Origin of the sequence: Streptomyces sp. NPDC090021 (assembly GCF_044748225.1) — a bacterium.
In the GTDB taxonomy this organism is placed as follows: Bacteria; Actinomycetota; Actinomycetes; order Streptomycetales; family Streptomycetaceae; genus Streptomyces.
Map to the genome: position 1 here is coordinate 20,618 of NZ_JBIVFO010000041.1, position 18,914 is coordinate 39,531.

General features: G+C 66.7%; 32 protein-coding genes. All 32 read left to right on the top strand.

Going from position 1 to position 18,914, the window contains the following annotated elements:
* Positions 1 to 204: 204 nt before the first annotated feature.
* The 32 genes from rpsJ (at position 205) to ACIPXC_RS27970 (ending at position 18,897) form a co-directional block, all read left to right on the top strand.
* Positions 205 to 513, top strand: coding sequence for a 30S ribosomal protein S10 (gene rpsJ / locus ACIPXC_RS27815; RefSeq protein WP_003948644.1), 309 nt, complete (start codon positions 205 to 207; stop codon positions 511 to 513).
* A gap of 14 nt (positions 514 to 527) precedes the next feature.
* Positions 528 to 1,172, top strand: a complete 645-nt coding sequence (gene rplC, locus ACIPXC_RS27820) for a 50S ribosomal protein L3 (RefSeq protein ID WP_361312436.1) — start codon at positions 528 to 530, stop codon at positions 1,170 to 1,172.
* Positions 1,173 to 1,177: 5 nt separating this feature from the next.
* Positions 1,178 to 1,828, top strand: a complete 651-nt coding sequence (gene rplD / locus ACIPXC_RS27825; RefSeq protein WP_030653638.1) for a 50S ribosomal protein L4 — start codon at positions 1,178 to 1,180, stop codon at positions 1,826 to 1,828.
* The gene (gene rplW, locus ACIPXC_RS27830) at positions 1,828 to 2,151 is read left to right on the top strand and encodes a 50S ribosomal protein L23 (protein WP_007265901.1); all 324 of its coding nucleotides are present in this window, start codon (positions 1,828 to 1,830) and stop codon (positions 2,149 to 2,151) included. The genes rplD and rplW overlap by 1 nt, the downstream gene beginning before the upstream one ends.
* Positions 2,152 to 2,190: 39 nt before the next feature.
* Complete coding sequence (gene rplB / locus ACIPXC_RS27835) at positions 2,191 to 3,027, top strand: 50S ribosomal protein L2 (protein WP_030026325.1); 837 nt, start codon at positions 2,191 to 2,193, stop codon at positions 3,025 to 3,027.
* Positions 3,028 to 3,039: 12 nt separating this feature from the next.
* The gene (rpsS, locus tag ACIPXC_RS27840; RefSeq protein WP_007265903.1) at positions 3,040 to 3,321 is read left to right on the top strand and encodes a 30S ribosomal protein S19; all 282 of its coding nucleotides are present in this window, start codon (positions 3,040 to 3,042) and stop codon (positions 3,319 to 3,321) included.
* Positions 3,322 to 3,364: 43 nt separating this feature from the next.
* On the top strand, positions 3,365 to 3,712 hold the full coding sequence (rplV, locus tag ACIPXC_RS27845) for a 50S ribosomal protein L22 (protein ID WP_007265904.1): 348 nt from the start codon (positions 3,365 to 3,367) through the stop codon (positions 3,710 to 3,712).
* Positions 3,712 to 4,551 carry a 30S ribosomal protein S3 gene (rpsC, locus tag ACIPXC_RS27850; protein WP_007265905.1) on the top strand — a complete coding sequence of 280 codons (840 nt, stop codon included), beginning with the start codon at positions 3,712 to 3,714 and terminating at the stop codon, positions 4,549 to 4,551. Before rplV ends, rpsC begins: the two co-directional genes overlap by 1 nt.
* 5 nt (positions 4,552 to 4,556) lie before the next feature.
* Positions 4,557 to 4,976: a 50S ribosomal protein L16 gene (gene rplP / locus ACIPXC_RS27855; protein WP_030653642.1), complete on the top strand. Its 420-nt coding sequence runs from the start codon at positions 4,557 to 4,559 to the stop codon at positions 4,974 to 4,976.
* Entirely contained in the window at positions 4,976 to 5,200 is a 225-nt protein-coding gene (rpmC, locus tag ACIPXC_RS27860) for a 50S ribosomal protein L29 (RefSeq protein ID WP_007265907.1), read from the top strand. Before rplP ends, rpmC begins: the two co-directional genes overlap by 1 nt.
* On the top strand, positions 5,200 to 5,481 hold the full coding sequence (gene rpsQ, locus ACIPXC_RS27865) for a 30S ribosomal protein S17 (protein ID WP_030008467.1): 282 nt from the start codon (positions 5,200 to 5,202) through the stop codon (positions 5,479 to 5,481). Before rpmC ends, rpsQ begins: the two co-directional genes overlap by 1 nt.
* Positions 5,482 to 5,585: 104 nt before the next feature.
* On the top strand, positions 5,586 to 5,954 hold the full coding sequence (rplN, locus tag ACIPXC_RS27870; RefSeq protein ID WP_003956455.1) for a 50S ribosomal protein L14: 369 nt from the start codon (positions 5,586 to 5,588) through the stop codon (positions 5,952 to 5,954).
* Positions 5,955 to 5,956: 2 nt separating this feature from the next.
* A complete protein-coding gene (gene rplX / locus ACIPXC_RS27875) occupies positions 5,957 to 6,268 on the top strand; it encodes a 50S ribosomal protein L24 (RefSeq protein WP_030026329.1) in 312 nt (103 codons plus the stop codon).
* Positions 6,268 to 6,819 (top strand): 50S ribosomal protein L5, encoded by a 552-nt coding sequence (rplE, locus tag ACIPXC_RS27880; RefSeq protein WP_030026331.1) that lies wholly within the window; start codon positions 6,268 to 6,270, stop codon positions 6,817 to 6,819. Before rplX ends, rplE begins: the two co-directional genes overlap by 1 nt.
* Before the next feature lie 5 nt (positions 6,820 to 6,824).
* Entirely contained in the window at positions 6,825 to 7,010 is a 186-nt protein-coding gene (locus ACIPXC_RS27885; RefSeq protein WP_003956452.1) for a type Z 30S ribosomal protein S14, read from the top strand.
* Positions 7,011 to 7,231: 221 nt separating this feature from the next.
* Entirely contained in the window at positions 7,232 to 7,630 is a 399-nt protein-coding gene (gene rpsH, locus ACIPXC_RS27890; RefSeq protein WP_007265911.1) for a 30S ribosomal protein S8, read from the top strand.
* Between the two features lie 20 nt (positions 7,631 to 7,650).
* Positions 7,651 to 8,190: a 50S ribosomal protein L6 gene (rplF, locus tag ACIPXC_RS27895; protein WP_030653648.1), complete on the top strand. Its 540-nt coding sequence runs from the start codon at positions 7,651 to 7,653 to the stop codon at positions 8,188 to 8,190.
* Positions 8,191 to 8,192: 2 nt separating this feature from the next.
* A complete protein-coding gene (gene rplR, locus ACIPXC_RS27900) occupies positions 8,193 to 8,576 on the top strand; it encodes a 50S ribosomal protein L18 (protein ID WP_030026334.1) in 384 nt (127 codons plus the stop codon).
* A gap of 45 nt (positions 8,577 to 8,621) precedes the next feature.
* Positions 8,622 to 9,224: a 30S ribosomal protein S5 gene (gene rpsE, locus ACIPXC_RS27905; RefSeq protein WP_007265914.1), complete on the top strand. Its 603-nt coding sequence runs from the start codon at positions 8,622 to 8,624 to the stop codon at positions 9,222 to 9,224.
* Positions 9,224 to 9,406, top strand: a complete 183-nt coding sequence (gene rpmD, locus ACIPXC_RS27910) for a 50S ribosomal protein L30 (RefSeq protein ID WP_005313525.1) — start codon at positions 9,224 to 9,226, stop codon at positions 9,404 to 9,406. Before rpsE ends, rpmD begins: the two co-directional genes overlap by 1 nt.
* 2 nt (positions 9,407 to 9,408) lie before the next feature.
* Positions 9,409 to 9,864, top strand: a complete 456-nt coding sequence (gene rplO / locus ACIPXC_RS27915) for a 50S ribosomal protein L15 (protein ID WP_008739693.1) — start codon at positions 9,409 to 9,411, stop codon at positions 9,862 to 9,864.
* A gap of 187 nt (positions 9,865 to 10,051) precedes the next feature.
* Positions 10,052 to 11,365 (top strand): preprotein translocase subunit SecY, encoded by a 1,314-nt coding sequence (secY, locus tag ACIPXC_RS27920; protein WP_037918939.1) that lies wholly within the window; start codon positions 10,052 to 10,054, stop codon positions 11,363 to 11,365.
* Complete coding sequence (locus ACIPXC_RS27925) at positions 11,365 to 12,012, top strand: adenylate kinase (protein WP_030959027.1); 648 nt, start codon at positions 11,365 to 11,367, stop codon at positions 12,010 to 12,012. The genes secY and ACIPXC_RS27925 overlap by 1 nt, the downstream gene beginning before the upstream one ends.
* Before the next feature lie 90 nt (positions 12,013 to 12,102).
* Entirely contained in the window at positions 12,103 to 12,954 is an 852-nt protein-coding gene (gene map, locus ACIPXC_RS27930) for a type I methionyl aminopeptidase (protein WP_401623636.1), read from the top strand.
* 138 nt (positions 12,955 to 13,092) lie between these two features.
* Positions 13,093 to 13,314: a translation initiation factor IF-1 gene (gene infA, locus ACIPXC_RS27935; RefSeq protein WP_003956442.1), complete on the top strand. Its 222-nt coding sequence runs from the start codon at positions 13,093 to 13,095 to the stop codon at positions 13,312 to 13,314.
* 73 nt (positions 13,315 to 13,387) lie between these two features.
* Positions 13,388 to 13,501, top strand: a complete 114-nt coding sequence (gene rpmJ, locus ACIPXC_RS27940) for a 50S ribosomal protein L36 (protein ID WP_003956441.1) — start codon at positions 13,388 to 13,390, stop codon at positions 13,499 to 13,501.
* A 199-nt stretch (positions 13,502 to 13,700) separates the two neighbouring features.
* The gene (gene rpsM, locus ACIPXC_RS27945; RefSeq protein ID WP_007265919.1) at positions 13,701 to 14,081 is read left to right on the top strand and encodes a 30S ribosomal protein S13; all 381 of its coding nucleotides are present in this window, start codon (positions 13,701 to 13,703) and stop codon (positions 14,079 to 14,081) included.
* A 54-nt stretch (positions 14,082 to 14,135) separates the two neighbouring features.
* Positions 14,136 to 14,540: a 30S ribosomal protein S11 gene (rpsK, locus tag ACIPXC_RS27950; protein WP_003956432.1), complete on the top strand. Its 405-nt coding sequence runs from the start codon at positions 14,136 to 14,138 to the stop codon at positions 14,538 to 14,540.
* Positions 14,541 to 14,679: 139 nt separating this feature from the next.
* On the top strand, positions 14,680 to 15,702 hold the full coding sequence (locus tag ACIPXC_RS27955; protein ID WP_007265920.1) for a DNA-directed RNA polymerase subunit alpha: 1,023 nt from the start codon (positions 14,680 to 14,682) through the stop codon (positions 15,700 to 15,702).
* A 106-nt stretch (positions 15,703 to 15,808) separates the two neighbouring features.
* Complete coding sequence (gene rplQ, locus ACIPXC_RS27960; RefSeq protein WP_030154710.1) at positions 15,809 to 16,270, top strand: 50S ribosomal protein L17; 462 nt, start codon at positions 15,809 to 15,811, stop codon at positions 16,268 to 16,270.
* Between the two features lie 102 nt (positions 16,271 to 16,372).
* Positions 16,373 to 17,224, top strand: a complete 852-nt coding sequence (gene truA, locus ACIPXC_RS27965; protein WP_401623638.1) for a tRNA pseudouridine(38-40) synthase TruA — start codon at positions 16,373 to 16,375, stop codon at positions 17,222 to 17,224.
* A 53-nt stretch (positions 17,225 to 17,277) separates the two neighbouring features.
* A complete protein-coding gene (locus ACIPXC_RS27970) occupies positions 17,278 to 18,897 on the top strand; it encodes an ABC-F family ATP-binding cassette domain-containing protein (RefSeq protein WP_401623640.1) in 1,620 nt (539 codons plus the stop codon).
* Positions 18,898 to 18,914 lie beyond the last annotated feature (17 nt).

Below are 18,914 nucleotides of genomic sequence, written 5' to 3' on the forward strand. Positions count from 1 at the left end.
CAGGCACTCGGTGGGTGTTTCTCCCCCGAATCGCGGTCATGGGACCGCACCCCCTTGGACGAGGGAATTTCCGTATGGGAATTTTCTGTGGAGGGAGTGCGACACGCCCGACCGCGTGGGTCGGAGGAGAGGCCGCGGGACCCCGTCCCGCAGCCGACCGGGAGCCAGAGCGTTTCCACACAGAGACAGGACTACGGAGTAGCCATGGCGGGACAGAAGATCCGCATCCGGCTCAAGGCCTACGACCACGAGGTCATCGACTCCTCGGCGAAGAAGATCGTCGAGACGGTGACCCGCACTGGTGCGTCGGTCGCGGGCCCGGTGCCGCTGCCCACTGAGAAGAACGTGTACTGCGTCATCAAGTCGCCGCACAAGTACAAGGACTCGCGCGAGCACTTCGAGATGCGCACGCACAAGCGCCTGATCGACATCCTCGACCCGACGCCCAAGACCGTTGACTCGCTGATGCGCCTGGACCTTCCGGCCGGCGTTGACATCGAGATCAAGCTCTGAGAGGCGCGGAGAAGATGGCTAAGCAGATCAAGGGCGTCCTGGGCGAGAAGCTCGGCATGACCCAGGTCTGGGACGAGAACAACCGTGTCGTCCCGGTGACCGTTGTCAAGGCCGGGCCCTGCGTCGTTACCCAGGTCCGTACGAACGACATCGACGGCTACGAGTCGGTCCAGATCGCCTTCGGCGAGATCGACCCGCGCAAGGTGAACAAGCCCCTCAAGGGCCACTTCGCCAAGGCCGACGTGACCCCCCGCCGCCACCTGGTGGAGCTCCGCACCTCCGACGCCGGCGAGTACACGCTCGGCCAGGAGATCACTGCTGAGGTGTTCGAGTCCGGCGTCAAGGTTGACGTCACGGGCAACAGCAAGGGCAAGGGCTTCGCCGGTGTCATGAAGCGGCACAACTTCCGGGGCCTCGGCGCCGGTCACGGTGTGCAGCGCAAGCACCGCTCCCCCGGTTCGATCGGTGGCTGCGCCACCCCTGGGCGTGTCTTCAAGGGCATGCGCATGGCCGGTCGCATGGGTAACGAGCGCGTCACCACCCAGAACCTGACCATCCACGCGGTAGACGCGGAGAAGGGTCTGCTCCTCATCAAGGGCGCAGTCCCCGGTCCGAACGGCGGCCTCGTCCTGGTCCGTACCGCGGCCAAGGGGGCTTGAGGTTAATGAGCACCATTGACATCCTTTCGCCGGCAGGCGACAAGGCCGGTACCGTCGAGCTCCCCGCGGAGATCTTCGACGCGAAGACCAGCGTTCCGCTGATCCACCAGGTCGTCGTCGCGCAGCTGGCAGCTGCCCGTCAGGGCACGCACAAGACCAAGACCCGCGGCGAAGTCCGTGGTGGTGGCAAGAAGCCGTACCGCCAGAAGGGCACCGGCCGCGCCCGTCAGGGTTCGACCCGCGCTCCGCAGTTCGCCGGCGGTGGCGTCGTCCACGGCCCGCAGCCGCGTGACTACTCGCAGCGGACCCCCAAGAAGATGAAGGTCGCCGCCCTCCGCGGTGCCCTCTCGGACCGTGCGCGTCACTCCCGCATCCACGTCGTCACCGGCGTGGTCGAGGGTGCCGTCTCCACGAAGGCCGCCAAGACGCTGTTCGGCAAGATCTCGGAGCGCAAGAACCTGCTCCTGGTCGTCGAGCGTGCCGACGAGGCCGCGTGGCTGTCCGCCCGCAACCTGCCCCAGGTTCACATCCTGGAGCCGGGCCAGCTGAACACGTACGACGTGATCGTCTCTGACGACGTGGTCTTCACCCAGGCCGCGCTCGAGTCCTTCGTGTCTGGCCCCAAGGCCGATGAGACCGAAGGGAGCGACGCCTGATGTCTGAGGCGACCGTTACCAGCAAGACCTTCACCGACCCGCGCGACCTGCTGATCAAGCCGGTCGTCTCGGAGAAGAGCTACGCGCTGCTGGACGAGAACAAGTACACGTTCATCGTCGCGCCCGGCGCCAACAAGACCCAGATCAAGCAGGCCGTCGAGGCGGTCTTCTCGGTCAAGGTCACCGGGGTCAACACGATCAACCGTCAGGGTAAGCGCAAGCGCACCAAGACCGGTTTCGGCAAGCGCGCCAACACCAAGCGCGCCATCGTGACCCTTGCCGAGGGCAACCGTATCGACATCTTCGGCGGCCAGGCCTCCTAACGGAGGTCTAGTCGTCCGGAATCGGACGAGGACTGAGAAATGGGTATCCGCAAGTACAAGCCGACGACCCCGGGCCGTCGTGGCTCCAGCGTCGCCGACTTTGTCGAGATCACGCGGTCCACGCCGGAGAAGTCGCTGGTCCGCCCCCTGCACAGCAAGGGCGGCCGTAACAACACCGGTCGTGTGACCGTTCGCCACCAGGGCGGTGGCCACAAGCGCGCCTACCGCGTGATCGACTTCCGTCGTCACGACAAGGACGGCGTGCCGGCCAAGGTCGCGCACATCGAGTACGACCCCAACCGCACCGCGCGCATCGCGCTGCTGCACTACGCCGACGGCGAGAAGCGCTACATCATCGCGCCGCGCGGTCTGCAGCAGGGTGACCGGATCGAGAACGGCCCCACGGCCGACATCAAGCCGGGCAACAACCTCGCGCTCCGCAACATCCCGGTCGGTACCACGATCCACGCGATCGAGCTCCGCCCCGGTGGCGGCGCCAAGTTCGCGCGTTCCGCCGGTGCCTCCGTGCAGCTGCTGGCGAAGGAGGGCGTGATGGCCCACCTCCGCATGCCGTCCGGTGAGATCCGTCTCGTCGACGCGCGCTGCCGCGCCACGGTCGGCGAGGTCGGCAACGCCGAGCAGTCGAACATCAACTGGGGCAAGGCCGGCCGCATGCGCTGGAAGGGCGTTCGCCCGTCCGTCCGCGGTGTCGCGATGAACCCGGTTGACCACCCGCACGGTGGTGGTGAGGGCAAGACCAGTGGTGGTCGCCACCCGGTCTCCCCGTGGGGTCAGAAGGAGGGTCGTACTCGTTCGCCGAAGAAGGCTTCGAACAAGTACATCGTCCGCCGCCGCAAGACGAACAAGAAGCGCTAGGAGCGGGTTTAGATGCCGCGCAGTCTCAAGAAGGGGCCCTTCGTCGACGACCACCTCGTAAAGAAGGTGGACGCCCAGAACGAAGCCGGCACCAAGAACGTCATCAAGACCTGGTCCCGTCGCTCGATGATCATCCCCAGCATGCTGGGTCACACCATCGCGGTGCACAACGGCAAGACCCACGTCCCGGTGTTCGTCACCGAGTCGATGGTCGGCCACAAGCTCGGCGAGTTCTCGCCGACTCGCACCTTCCGCGGCCACGTCAAGGACGACCGGAAGTCGAAGCGCCGCTAAAGGCGGGGTGGTTACGACTATGACTTACACCGAAGGGACAACCATGGAAGCCAGGGCCCAGGCGCGGTACATCCGCGTCACGCCCATGAAGGCCCGCCGCGTGGTGGACCTTATCCGTGGCATGGATGCCACGGAGGCTCAGGCGGTCCTGCGTTTCGCCCCGCAGGCCGCGAGCGTGCCGGTCGGCAAGGTGCTGGACAGCGCCATCGCCAACGCCGCGCACAACTACAACCACCCGGACGCCTCCACGCTGGTCATCAGCGAGGCGTACGTGGACGAGGGCCCGACCCTGAAGCGGTTCCGTCCGCGTGCCCAGGGCCGTGCCTACCGGATCCGCAAGCGGACCAGCCACATCACCGTGGTCGTCAGCAGCAAGGAAGGTTCCCGGTAATGGGCCAGAAGGTAAACCCGCACGGGTTCCGACTCGGCATCACCACGGACTTCAAGTCCCGTTGGTACGCCGACAAGCTGTACAAGGACTACGTCAAGGAAGACGTCGCCATCCGTCGGATGATGACGTCCGGCATGGAGCGCGCCGGCATCTCGAAGGTTGAGATCGAGCGCACCCGTGACCGCGTGCGTGTGGACATCCACACCGCCCGTCCTGGCATCGTCATCGGCCGCCGTGGCGCCGAGGCCGACCGCATCCGCGGTGACCTCGAGAAGCTCACGGGCAAGCAGGTCCAGCTGAACATCCTCGAGGTCAAGAACCCCGAGCTCGACGCTCAGCTGGTTGCCCAGGCCGTTGCCGAGCAGCTCTCCTCCCGCGTCTCCTTCCGTCGTGCCATGCGCAAGAGCATGCAGGGCACGATGAAGGCCGGCGCCAAGGGCATCAAGATCCAGTGTGGCGGCCGTCTCGGCGGCGCCGAGATGTCCCGCTCCGAGTTCTACCGCGAGGGTCGTGTGCCGCTGCACACGCTGCGCGCGAACGTGGACTACGGCTTCTTCGAGGCCAAGACCACCTTCGGCCGGATCGGCGTGAAGGTCTGGATCTACAAGGGCGACGTCAAGAACATCGCCGAGGTTCGCGCCGAGAACGCTGCGGCCCGTGCGGGTAACCGCCCGGCCCGTGGTGCCGGCGCTGGCGACCGTCCCGCCGGCCGTGGTGGCCGTGGTGGCGAGCGCGGCGGCCGTGGTGGCCGCAAGCCGCAGCAGGCTGCTGGTGCCGAGGCCCCCAAGGCCGACGCCCCCGCCGCCGCTCCGGCCGAGAGCACCGGAACGGAGGCCTGACCGACATGCTGATCCCTCGTAGGGTCAAGCACCGCAAGCAGCACCACCCGAAGCGCCGCGGTATGGCCAAGGGCGGTACTGAGGTCTCGTTCGGCGAGTACGGCATCCAGGCGCTCACCCCCGCCTACGTGACGAACCGCCAGATCGAGGCGGCTCGTATCGCGATGACCCGCCACATCAAGCGTGGCGGCAAGGTCTGGATCAACATCTACCCGGACCGTCCGCTGACGAAGAAGCCTGCCGAGACCCGCATGGGTTCCGGTAAGGGTTCCCCGGAGTGGTGGATCGCGAACGTGCACCCGGGCCGGGTCATGTTCGAGCTGTCCTACCCGAACGAAAAGATTGCGCGTGAGGCCCTCACTCGTGCGGCCCACAAGCTGCCGATGAAGTGCCGGATCGTCAAGCGCGAGGCAGGTGAGTCGTGATGGCGACGGGAACCAAGGCGTCCGAGCTCCGCGAGCTCGGCAACGAGGAGCTCGTTGCCAAGCTGCGCGAGGCCAAGGAGGAGCTGTTCAAGCTCCGTTTCCAGGCGGCCACCGGCCAGCTGGAGAACAACGGCCGGCTCAAGTCCGTCCGTAAGGACATCGCTCGCATCTACACCCTGATGCACGAGCGTGAGCTCGGTATCGAGACGGTGGAGAACGCCTGATGAGCGAGAACAACGTGACTGAGAAGACCGAGCGCGGCTTCCGCAAGACCCGTGAGGGTCTGGTCGTCAGCGACAAGATGGACAAGACCGTCGTCGTCGCCGTCGAGGACCGCGTCAAGCACGCGCTGTACGGCAAGGTCATCCGCCGTACGAACAAGCTCAAGGCTCACGACGAGCAGAACGCTGCCGGCGTCGGCGACCGCGTCCTCATCATGGAGACGCGTCCGCTGTCGGCGAGCAAGCGCTGGCGCATCGTCGAGATCCTCGAGAAGGCCAAGTAAGCACCTGAGGGGTTTCCCTTAGGTTCGTTCCGCCAGGCTCGGCGGGGGCTCCGCTCGCGTAGCGAGGCCCCCGCCGGGAACCGGCAGACAAACAGGAGATAGACGTGATCCAGCAGGAGTCGCGACTGCGTGTCGCCGACAACACTGGTGCCAAGGAGATCCTTTGCATCCGTGTTCTCGGTGGCTCCGGTCGCCGCTACGCGGGCATCGGTGACGTCATCGTCGCCACCGTCAAGGACGCGATCCCCGGTGGCAACGTGAAGAAGGGTGACGTCGTCAAGGCGGTCATCGTTCGCACCGTCAAGGAGCGCCGCCGCCAGGACGGCTCGTACATCCGCTTCGACGAGAACGCCGCCGTCATTCTGAAGAACGACGGCGACCCTCGCGGCACCCGTATCTTCGGCCCCGTCGGCCGTGAGCTGCGCGAGAAGAAGTTCATGAAGATCATCTCGCTCGCGCCGGAGGTGCTGTAAGCATGAAGATCAAGAAGGGCGACCTGGTACAGGTCATCACCGGTAAGGACAAGGGCAAGCAGGGCAAGGTCATCGTCGCCTTCCCCGCCGAGAACCGCGTCCTGGTCGAGGGTGTCAACCGGGTCAAGAAGCACACCAAGGCTGGCCAGAACCAGGCCGGTGGCATCGTGATCACCGAGGCCCCGGTCCACGTGTCCAACGTCCAGCTGGTCGTGGAGAAGGACGGCAAGAAGGTCGTCACCCGCGTCGGTTACCGCTTCGACGACGAGGGCAACAAGATCCGCGTTGCCAAGCGCACGGGTGAGGACATCTGATGGCTACCACTCCGCGTCTGAAGACGAAGTACCGCGAGGAGATCGCGGGCAAGCTGCGTGAGGAGTTCTCCTACGAGAACGTCATGCAGATCCCCGGCCTCGTCAAGATCGTCGTGAACATGGGTGTCGGCGACGCCGCCCGTGACTCGAAGCTGATCGACGGTGCCATCCGCGACCTGACGACGATCACCGGTCAGAAGCCGGCCGTCACGAAGGCCCGCAAGTCCATCGCGCAGTTCAAGCTGCGCGAGGGTCAGCCGATCGGCTGCCACGTCACCCTCCGTGGTGACCGTATGTGGGAGTTCCTGGACCGTACGCTGTCGCTCGCGCTGCCGCGTATCCGTGACTTCCGTGGTCTGTCGCCGAAGCAGTTCGACGGCCGTGGCAACTACACCTTCGGTCTCACGGAGCAGGTCATGTTCCACGAGATCGACCAGGACAAGATCGACCGTACCCGGGGTATGGACATCACCGTGGTCACCACGGCGACCAACGACGCTGAGGGCCGCGCGCTCCTTCGTCACCTCGGCTTCCCCTTCAAGGAGGCGTAAGCGAGATGGCGAAGAAGGCTCTCATCGCGAAGGCTGCCCGTAAGCCCAAGTTCGGTGTGCGTGCGTACACCCGCTGCCAGCGCTGCGGTCGCCCCCACTCCGTGTACCGCAAGTTCGGCCTGTGCCGCGTGTGCCTCCGTGAGATGGCTCACCGTGGCGAGCTGCCGGGCGTGACCAAGAGCTCCTGGTAATCACCCTCGTCCGCAAGGACTTGGGCGTTTCCAGGCACTCTCGGTAAGCATCTGGACGGTGGGTGCCCAGCCGCGCATGCCTTAGGCTTGTGTGGTTGGGCGTCCGCCGCCCTATCGACTTACTACGCCGTAGGTCCCCGTGCCGCACCCGTCCCGCCAGTGAGCGGGGAGAGGGATGGCGCATACAGGAAACCCCGGCGAGAGAGGCCGAAGGCCACTTCATGACCATGACTGACCCCATCGCAGACATGCTCACGCGTCTGCGTAACGCTAACTCGGCGTACCACGACACCGTCGTGATGCCGCACAGCAAGATCAAGTCGCACATCGCGGAGATCCTCAAGCAGGAGGGTTTCATCACCGGCTGGAAGGTCGAGGACGCCGAGGTCGGCAAGAACCTCGTCCTCGAGCTGAAGTTCGGGCCGAACCGTGAGCGCTCCATCGCGGGCATCAAGCGGATCTCGAAGCCCGGTCTGCGCGTGTACGCGAAGTCCACCAACCTGCCGAAGGTCCTCGGCGGCCTGGGCGTGGCGATCATCTCCACGTCCCACGGTCTCCTGACCGGCCAGCAGGCAGGCAAGAAGGGCGTAGGTGGGGAAGTCCTCGCCTACGTCTGGTAGTCGGGAACGGAGGAAAAGCAATGTCGCGAATCGGCAAGCTCCCCATCCAGGTTCCCGCCGGTGTGGACGTCACCATCGATGGCCAGACGGTCAACGTGAAGGGCCCCAAGGGTTCCCTCGCGCACACCGTCAAGGCGCCCATCGCAGTTGTCAAGGACGAGGACGGCGTTCTGAACGTCACCCGTCCGAATGACGAGCGTCAGAACAAGGCCCTGCACGGCCTGTCCCGCACGCTGGTGGCGAACATGATCACCGGTGTGACCACGGGATACGTCAAGGCTCTCGAGATCAGCGGTGTCGGTTACCGCGTGGCCGCGAAGGGCTCCAACCTGGAGTTCCAGCTCGGCTACAGCCACCCGATCCTGGTGGAGGCGCCCGAGGGCATCTCCTTCAAGGTCGAGTCGCCGACCAAGTTCTCGGTCGAGGGCATCGACAAGCAGAAGGTCGGCGAGGTCGCCGCCAACATCCGCAAGCTGCGGAAGCCCGACCCGTACAAGGCCAAGGGTGTCAAGTACGCCGGCGAGGTCATCCGCCGCAAGGTCGGAAAGGCTGGTAAGTAGCCATGGCATACGGTGTGAAGATCGCCAAGGGCGACGCGTACAAGCGCGCTGCCAAGGCTCGCCGCCACATCCGCATCCGCAAGAACGTCTCGGGTACGGCGGAGCGTCCGCGCCTCGTCGTGACGCGTTCCAACCGCAACATCGTTGCTCAGGTCATCGACGACCTCCAGGGCCACACCCTGGCGTCGGCGTCGACCCTGGACGCTTCGATCCGCGGTGGCGAAGGCGACAAGAGCGCCCAGGCCCAGGCTGTCGGCGCGCTCGTCGCCGAGCGTGCCAAGGCCGCGGGTGTCGAGACCGTCGTCTTTGACCGCGGTGGCAACCGATACGCCGGGCGCATTGCCGCTCTGGCTGACGCCGCCCGCGAAGCCGGGCTGAAGTTCTAAGCCCCGGTTCCGGGACTCACGGACGTAACAGAGAGAGGTAATCCAATGGCTGGACCCCAGCGCCGCGGAAGCGGTGCCGGTGGCGGCGAGCGGCGGGACCGGAAGGGTCGCGACGGTGGCGCTGCCGCCGAGAAGACCGCTTACGTTGAGCGCGTTGTCGCGATCAACCGTGTCGCCAAGGTTGTCAAGGGTGGTCGTCGCTTCAGCTTCACCGCGCTCGTCGTGGTGGGTGACGGTGACGGCACCGTAGGTGTCGGTTACGGCAAGGCCAAGGAAGTTCCCGCGGCCATCGCCAAGGGCGTCGAGGAAGCCAAGAAGAACTTCTTCAAGGTTCCCCGCATCCAGGGCACCATCCCGCACCCGATCCAGGGCGAGAAGGCGGCCGGCGTTGTCCTGCTGAAGCCTGCTTCCCCCGGTACCGGTGTTATCGCCGGTGGCCCGGTGCGCGCCGTTCTGGAGTGCGCCGGCGTTCACGACATCCTGTCGAAGTCGCTCGGCTCCGACAACGCGATCAACATCGTGCACGCGACCGTGGAGGCCCTCAAGGGTCTGCAGCGTCCCGAGGAGATCGCGGCTCGCCGTGGTCTGCCGCTTGAGGACGTCGCTCCCGCGGCCCTGCTTCGTGCGCGCGCCGGGGCGGGTGTCTGATGGCCCGCCTCAAGATCACGCAGACGAAGTCGTACATCGGCAGCAAGCAGAACCACCGCGACACGCTGCGTTCGCTCGGGCTCAAGCGCCTGAACGACGTCGTCGTCAAGGAGGACCGCCCCGAGTTCCGCGGAATGGTGCACACCGTCCGCCACCTCGTGACGGTTGAGGAGGTTGACTAATCATGGCTGAGAACAGCCCGCTGAAGGCCCACAACCTCCGTCCCGCCCCCGGCGCCAAGACCGCGAAGACCCGTGTCGGTCGCGGTGAGGCGTCGAAGGGTAAGACGGCCGGTCGTGGTACGAAGGGCCAGAAGGCCCGTTACCAGATCCCGCAGCGCTTCGAGGGTGGGCAGATGCCCCTCCACATGCGCCTGCCGAAGCTCAAGGGCTTCAAGAACCCGTTCCGCACCGAGTTCCAGGTCGTCAACCTGGACAAGCTCGGTGCTCTCTACCCCGAGGGTGGAGAAGTCACGGTGGCCGACCTGGTCGCCAAGGGCGCGGTTCGCAAGAACAGCCTCGTCAAGGTCCTGGGCCAGGGCGAGCTCTCCGTGGCGCTGCAGGTTTCGGTTGACGCCGTTTCCGCCTCCGCCAAGGAGAAGATTGCCGCTGCCGGCGGCACCGTCACCGAGCTCGTCTAAGACGATTTCAGTGGCTGAATAGCTCAAAACCCGACCGGGGATGCCTCACATATGGGGCATCCCCGGTTGGTCGTTCCACGGGGGGCACACTCGCCGGTAAGGTGGCGTGCACCATTGCTTTGTCGTATACGTCGATCCCTCAGACCGTCACCTCTGACGCAGTAGCGCGGGGGTCGCAGGAGGCACCGTGCTCACCGCGTTCGCCCGGGCGTTCAAGACGCCCGACCTGCGCAAGAAGCTGCTCTTCACGCTCGGCATCATCGTGCTGTTCCGGCTCGGGTCCCACATCCCGGTCCCCGGCGTGAGCTACAAGAACGTACAGATCTGCGTGGAACAGGCCGGAAGCAGCAATGGTCTGTTCGGCCTCGTCAACATGTTCAGCGGCGGCGCCCTGCTGCAGATCACGATCTTTGCGCTCGGCATCATGCCGTACATCACGGCGAGCATCATTCTGCAGCTGCTGACCGTGGTCATCCCGAAGCTGGAGACCCTCAAGAAAGAGGGCCAGTCCGGCACGGCGAAGATCACGCAGTACACGCGCTATCTGACGGTCGCGCTGGCGGTCCTCCAGGGCACCGGCCTCGTCGCCACCGCCCGGACCGGGGCCCTGTTCCAGGGCTGCCAGGTCGCCAGCCAGATCGTTCCCGACCGGTCGATCTTCACCACGGTCGTGATGGTGGTCACCATGACCGCCGGTACCTGCGTCGTCATGTGGCTCGGTGAGCTCATCACCGACCGCGGCATCGGCAACGGCATGTCGATCCTCATGTTCATCTCGATCGCCGCCGGCTTCATCGGCGCCCTGTGGCAGATCAAGCTCCAGGGCAAGATCGCCGACGGCTGGGTCGAGTTCGGCGTCGTCATGCTGGTCGGCCTCGCGATGGTCGGCCTGGTGGTCTTCGTCGAGCAGGCGCAGCGCCGGATCCCGGTCCAGTACGCGAAGCGCATGATCGGTCGCCGTGCCTACGGCGGGACCTCCACCTACATCCCGCTCAAGGTGAACCAGGCGGGCATCATCCCCGTCATCTTCGCCTCGTCGCTGCTCTACATCCCGGCGCTGGTCGTGCAGTTCAGCGGGTCCACCGCGGGCTGGGCCACCTGGATCCAGAAGCACTTCGTCAAGGGCGACCACCCGTACTACATCGCGGTCTACTTCCTCCTGATCGTCTTCTTCGCGTTCTTCTACGTGGCGATCTCGTTCAACCCCGAGGAAGTTGCAGACAACATGAAGAAGTATGGTGGGTTCATCCCGGGTATCCGCGCCGGTCGACCCACCGCCGAGTACCTGAGCTACGTGCTCAACCGGATCACCTGGCCGGGGTCGCTGTACCTGGGTCTCATCGCTCTTGTGCCGACGATGGCGTTGGCCGGCTTCGGAGCGAACCAGAACTTCCCGTTCGGCGGGACGAGCATCCTCATCATCGTGGGTGTGGGTCTGGAAACCGTGAAGCAGATCGAGAGCCAGCTCCAGCAGCGTAACTACGAAGGGTTCCTCCGCTGATGCGAATCGTCCTCGTCGGACCGCCCGGTGCGGGCAAGGGAACGCAGGCCGCGTTCCTTGCCAAGAACCTGTCGATCCCGCACATCTCCACGGGCGACCTGTTCCGGGCCAACATCAGTCAGGGCACCGAGCTGGGCCTGCGCGCCAAGGCGTTCATGGACGCCGGCGACCTCGTCCCGGACGAGATCACCATCGGTATGGCCAAGGACCGGATGGAGCAGCCCGACGCCGCAGGCGGCTTCCTGCTCGACGGCTTCCCGCGCAACGTCTCCCAGGCCGAGGCCCTCGACGTGATGCTGCAGGAGTCGGGCATGAAGCTCGACGCCGTCCTCGACCTGGAGGTCGAGGAGGACGAGGTCGTCAAGCGCATCGCCGGCCGCCGCGTCTGCCGCAATGAGTCCGCGCACGTCTTCCACGTCGTGTACGCCGCCCCGAAGACCGAGGGCGTCTGCGACCACTGCGGTGGCGAGCTCTACCAGCGCGGTGACGACTCCGAGGCCACGGTGCGCAACCGGCTGGAGGTCTACCACACGCAGACCGAGCCGATCATCGACTACTACAAGGCCCAGGGCCTGCTGGTGACCATCCCCGCCCTCGGCGAGGTCGCGGACGTCACCAAGCGCGCCATGGACGCCCTGCAGAAGTAGTCCCCAGCAGTACAGGTACGGCCGCGGTGTCCCCAGGGCATCGCGGCCGTACTGTTGAGAAGACCCGCATCAGAGGTGGAAGGCAGTTCCATGGTCCAGATCAAGACCCCCGAGCAGATCGCGAAGATGCGCGAGGCGGGGCTGGTCGTCGCTGCGATCCACGCGGCGACCCGTGAGGCGGCCGTGCCGGGCGCCACGACACGGGACCTGGACATGGTGGCCCGCAAGGTCATCGCGGACGCCGGGGCCAAGTCGAACTTCCTCGGCTACGGCGGCTTCCCCGCGACGATCTGCACCTCGGTGAACGAGGTCGTCGTCCACGGCATCCCGGACGACAAGACGGTCCTCAAGGACGGCGACATCATCTCGATCGACGCCGGCGCGATCGTGGACGGCTGGCACGGCGACGCCGCGTACACGGCCTTCGTGGGCACCGGTCACGCTGCGGAGCTGGTGGAGCTGTCCCGGGTCACCGAGGAGTCCATGTGGGCCGGTATCGCCGCGATGAAGCTCGGCAACCGCCTCGTGGACATCTCCAAGGCGATCGAGACGTACATCAAGCGCCAGCCGCGCCCCGCCACCGGTGAGCACAGCCGCGGCAAGTTCGGGATCATCGAGGACTACGGCGGCCACGGCATCGGGTCCGAGATGCACATGGACCCCCACCTGCTGAACTACGTCTCGCGCAAGCGGGGCAAGGGGATCAAGCTGGTCCCGGGCGTCTGCCTGGCGATCGAGCCGATGGTCTCCCTGGGCACCGCCCAGACGGAGGTCCTCTCGGACGACTGGACCGTCATCACCACGGACGGCACCTGGTCCTCGCACTGGGAGCACTCCATCGCGCTGACGGAGGCCGGTCCGATCGTCCTGACCAGCCCGGACTGCGGCAAGGCGAAGCTGGCGGAGTACGGGGTCACCACGGCCCCGGACCCCCTCGGTTAATGATCTAGACTCTGGGGCAAACTTTCCGGATTCGTCTTTCTGGGTGCCCTGACGTAGACTGACTCGTCGGCTCTCGTGCACTTCCATGTCCGCATGGCGCACGAGGCCGATCAAGGTAGCCGATTCGAAAGGCGAAGCGTGGCCAAGAAGCAAGGTGCCATCGAGATCGAGGGCACCGTGATCGAGTCCCTCCCGAACGCCATGTTCAAGGTGGAGCTCCAGAACGGTCACAAGGTCCTCGCGCACATCAGCGGGAAGATGCGTATGCACTACATCCGTATCCTGCCCGATGACCGGGTTGTCGTGGAGCTCTCTCCCTACGACCTGACGCGTGGCCGGATCGTCTACCGATACAAGTAGATCTTGCTCTCACTCCTGCCTGGGCGTCCGTCCCGGTGCGGGTGGTGGCACTGACCCGGAGAACCTCACCAACATGAAGGTCAAGCCGAGCGTCAAGAAGATCTGCGACAAGTGCAAGGTGATCCGCCGTCACGGCCGGGTCATGGTCATCTGCGACAACCTGCGCCACAAGCAGCGCCAGGGCTGACGCACGCCGACCGACCTGCCTTAACGCAGTTCTTCGCGCGACGTAAGAAAACGTACATACGCAGAACCCGCCCAGCCCCGCACAGGGCCGGCGGCACCTCCGGCGGGGGCCGGGGACCCGGACGTACCATCACCCACTCGGGTGGTCGGCGGTCGGGATCGGTTCTGTGGAAGACCCCCGAACACACAGGAGCCATTGCATGGCACGCGTTTCCGGTGTTGACATCCCGCGCGAAAAGCGTGTGGAGATCGCACTCACCTACGTCTTCGGTATCGGGCGCACCCGGTCCAAGGAGATCCTCGCCTCCACCGGCGTGAACCCGAACACCCGCGTTCGTGACCTGGCCGAAGAGGACCTCGTCAAGATCCGCGAGTACGTGGACGCCAACCTCCGTACCGAGGGTGACCTCCGCCGCGAGATCCAGGGCGACATCCGCCGCAAGATCGAGATCCAGTGCTACCAGGGCATCCGCCACCGTCGCGGCCTCCCGGTGCACGGTCAGCGCACCAGCACGAACGCGCGTACCCGCAAGGGCCCGCGTCGCGCGATCGCCGGTAAGAAGAAGCCGGGCAAGAAGTAGTCCTGTTCAGCGGTCTTGCGCTGTAGGACCGACCACCTCCCGTAGGAGATTTAGATGCCCCCCAAGGGTCGTCAGGGCGCTGCCAAGAAGGTGCGCCGCAAGGAAAAGAAGAACGTCGCTCACGGGCACGCCCACATCAAGAGCACGTTCAACAACACCATCGTTTCGATCACGGACCCGTCCGGCAACGTGATCTCCTGGGCCTCCGCCGGCCACGTCGGCTTCAAGGGCTCGCGCAAGTCCACCCCCTTCGCCGCGCAGATGGCCGCCGAGTCGGCCGCCCGCCGCGCGCAGGAGCACGGCATGCGCAAGGTCGACGTCTTCGTCAAGGGTCCCGGCTCCGGCCGTGAGACCGCGATCCGCTCCCTCCAGGCCACCGGCCTCGAGGTCGGCTCGATCCAGGACGTCACCCCCACCCCGCACAACGGCTGCCGTCCGCCGAAGCGCCGCCGCGTCTGACGCAGCGACGCCTGTGCGTCCTTGAGTGTCCGGGCGGTACGTACCCCTTCGGGGGGCCGTGCCGCCCGTACCCTTGCTGTACCTGGCTTTACCCGTCGGGCGTCAAATAGTGGGCGTCCACGAATGAAGGAACACAGACATGCTTATCGCTCAGCGTCCGTCGCTGACCGAAGAGGTCGTTGACGAGTACCGCTCGCGGTTCGTGATCGAGCCGCTGGAGCCGGGCTTCGGCTACACCCTCGGCAACTCCCTGCGCCGTACCCTCCTGTCCTCCATCCCGGGTGCCGCTGTCACCAGCATCCGCGTGGACGGCGTCCTGCACGAGTTCACCACCGTGCCGGGCGTCAAGGAAGACGTCACGGACATCATCCTCAACATCAAGCAGCTGGTCGTCTCCTCGGAGCACGACGAGCCGGTCGTGATGTACCTGCGCAAGCAGGGTCCCGGCCTGGTCACCGCTGCCGACATCGCGCCCCCGGCCGGTGTCGAGGTGCACAACCCGGACCTCGTCCTCGCCACGCTCAACGGCAAGGGCAAGCTGGAGATGGAGCTGACCGTCGAGCGCGGTCGCGGCTACGTCTCCGCCGTCCAGAACAAGCAGCTGGGCCAGGAGATCGGCCGCATCCCGGTCGACTCCATCTACAGCCCGGTCCTCAAGGTCACCTACAAGGTCGAGGCGACCCGAGTCGAGCAGCGCACCGACTTCGACAAGCTCATCGTCGACGTCGAGACCAAGCAGGCCATGCGCCCGCGCGACGCCATGGCGTCCGCCGGCAAGACCCTGGTCGAGCTGTTCGGTCTGGCCCGCGAGCTCAACATCGACGCCGAGGGCATCGACATGGGCCCGTCCCCGACGGACGCCGCCCTGGCCGCCGACCTGGCGCTGCCGATCGAGGAGCTGGAGCTCACCGTTCGGTCGTACAACTGCCTCAAGCGCGAGGGCATCCACTCCGTGGGTGAGCTCGTCGCCCGCTCCGAGGCCGACCTGCTCGACATCCGCAACTTCGGTGCGAAGTCGATCGACGAGGTCAAGGCGAAGCTGGCCGGCATGGGCCTGGCCCTCAAGGACAGCCCGCCCGGATTCGACCCGACCGCCGCCGCCGACGCCTTCGGCGCCGACGACGACGCGGACGCCGGTTTCGTCGAGACCGAGCAGTACTGAGCAAGCTTGCGGGGGGCTCGCGCCCCCCGCACCCACCCTCTCGCGACCGCTTGAGGGAACTGACTCCGGTACCTGACACGGCCGGTGCAGATATGAAGGAGTAACAATGCCGCGTCCCGCTAAGGGTGCCCGCCTGGGCGGCTCCGCCGCGCACGAGAAGCACCTGCTCGCGAACCTCGCGAAGGCGCTCTTCGAGCACGGCCGCATCACCACCACCGAGGCCAAGGCCCGCCGCCTGCGTCCCTACGCCGAGCGTCTGGTCACCAAGGCCAAGAAGGGCGACATCCACAACCGTCGCCTGGTGCTGCAGACGATCACGGACAAGAGCATCGTGCACACGCTGTTCACCGAGATCGCCCCGCGCTACGAGAACCGCCCCGGTGGTTACACGCGCATCACCAAGATCGGCAACCGTCGTGGCGACAACGCCCCGATGGCCGTGATCGAGCTGGTCGAGGCCCTCACGGTCGCCCAGCAGGCCACCGGTGAGGCCGAGGCCGCCACCAAGCGCGCGGTCAAGGAGGCGGAGGCTGTCGAGACCCCCGCCGAGGAGACCAAGGAGGCCTGATCCCGCTACGGGATCGAGCTTGCTTGATCGGCTCTGAACGGGCCCGCCCCCTCCCGGGGCGGGCCCGTTCTGCATATGGGTGCTTCTGAGAGGATCGGTCACGTGAGTGACGAGGTGGAGCCCGGGCACGTCCGGGTGCGGCTGGACCTGAGCTACGACGGCAAGGACTTCTCCGGCTGGGCGAAGCAGCGCACGCTGCGGACCGTCCAGGGTGAGCTGGAGAGCGCCCTGCAGACCGTGATGCGGCTGAAGGAGCCCGTCGAGCTGACCGTGGCGGGCCGCACGGACGCCGGTGTGCACGCCCGCGGGCAGGTCGCGCAGTTCGACCTCGCCGAGGAGGTGTGGGTCGAGCACCACGACAAGCTGCTGCGGCGCCTCGCCGGCCGGCTGCCGCACGACGTACGGGTGTGGAAGGTCGCCGAGGCCCCCGAGGGCTTCAACGCGCGCTTCTCGGCCGTCTGGCGCCGCTACGCCTACCGCGTGGGCGACCACCAGGGCGGGGTGGACCCGCTGCGCCGCGGGCACGTCCTGTGGCACCAGTGGCCGCTCGACGTGGACGCCATGAACGAGGCCTGCGCCGCGCTGCTGGGCGAGCACGACTTCGCCGCGTACTGCAAGAAGCGCGAGGGTGCCACGACGATCCGTACGCTCCAGCAGCTCGGCTGGGAGCGCGGCGAGGACGGCATCGTCACCGCGACCGTCCGCGCCGACGCCTTCTGCCACAACATGGTCCGCTCCCTGGTGGGCGCCCTGCTGCACGTCGGGGACGGCCACCGGCCCACCGACTGGCCCGGCAAGGTGCTGGCCGCCGGCGTACGGGACTCCTCGGTGCACGTGGTCAAGCCGCACGGGCTGACCCTGGAGGAGGTCGGCTACCCGGCCGACGAGCTGCTGGCCGCCCGCAGCCGGGAGGCGCGCAACATGCGGACCCTGCCGGGCGCCGGCTGCTGCTGAGCCGCCGCCAAATCGTTTGGGCGGATCGCGGGCCGACCGCGACAATGCCCGGCATGGGACATCTCGAAGCCAGCCATCTGGAGTACTACCTTCCCGACGGGCGGGTACTGCTCCCCGACGTCTCCTTCCGCGTGGGGGAGGGCGCGGTGGCCGCCCTGGTCGGAGCGAACGGCGCGGGCAAGACCACCCTGCTGAAGCTGATCTCCGGGGAGCTCCAGCCGCACGGCGGCGGCGTCTCCATCAGCGGCGGCCTCGGCGTGATGTCCCAGTTCGTGGGCTCCGTGCGCGACGAGACGACCGTACGGGACCTGCTGGTCTCGGTGGCCCAGCCGCGGATCCGCGAGGCCGCGAGGGCCGTGGACCGCGCCGAGCACCTGATCATGACGGTGGACGACGAGGCCGCGCAGATGGCCTACGCCCAGGCCCTCAGCGACTGGGCCGACGTGCAGGGCTACGAGGCGGAGACCCTGTGGGACGTCTGCACGACGGCCGCGCTGGCCATCCCGTACGACTCCGCGCAGTTCCGCGAGGTGCGCACGCTCTCCGGCGGTGAGCAGAAGCGGCTCGTGCTGGAGGCGCTGCTGCGCGGGCCGGACGAGGTGCTGCTGCTCGACGAGCCGGACAACTACCTCGACGTCCCGGGCAAGCGGTGGCTGGAGGAGCAGCTGCGGGCGACCCGCAAGACGGTGCTGTTCGTCTCGCACGACCGGGAGCTGCTGACCCAGGCCGCCGAGAAGATCATCAGCCTGGAGGCGAGCCCGACGGGCTCCGACGTGTGGGTGCACGGGGCGGGCTTCGGCACGTACCACGAGGCGCGCAAGGAGCGCTTCGCGCGTTTCGAGGAGCTCAAGCGGCGCTGGGACGAGGAGCACGCGCGGCTGAAGGCCCTGGTGCTGCGGCTGCGTAACCAGGCCGCGATCAGCCCCGACATGGCCTCGCGGTACCGGGCGATGCAGACCCGTTTCCAGAAGTTCGAGGAGGCCGGCCCGCCGCCGGAGCCGCCGCGCGAGCAGGACATCACGATGCGGCTCAAGGGCGGCCGTACCGGCGTGCGCGCGCTGACCGTGGAGAACCTGGAGCTCACCGGGCTCATGAAGCCGTTCTCCCTGGAGGTCTTCTACGGGGAGCGGGTCGCGGTGCTCGGCTCGAACGGCTCCGGCAAGTCGCACTTCCTACGGCTGCTGGCGGGCGAGGACGTGGGGCACACCGGTGACTGGAAGCTGGGCGCACGGGTGGTTCCCGGCCATTTCGCGCAGACCCACGCCCACCCGGAGCTGTTCGGCCGCACCCTCGTCGACATCCTGTGGACGGAGGCGGCCAAGCCCCTGGGGCAGGCGATGGGGGCCCTGCGCCGCTACGAGCTGGAGCGCCAGGCCGAGCAGCCCTTCGAGAAGCTCTCGGGCGGCCAGCAGGCGCGCTTCCAGATCCTGCTGCTGGAGCTCGCGGGCACCACGGCGCTGCTGCTGGACGAGCCCACGGACAACCTGGACCTGGAGTCGGCCGAGGCCCTCCAGGACGGCCTGGAGTCCTACGACGGGACCGTGCTGTGCGTGACGCACGACCGCTGGTTCGCGCGCACATTTGACCGTTATCTGGTCTTCGGTTCGGACGGTGTTGTGCGGGAGACTCAGGAGCCCGTCTGGGACGAACGCAGGGTCGAACGCAAGCGCTGAGCGGTGGCTCGGCGGTG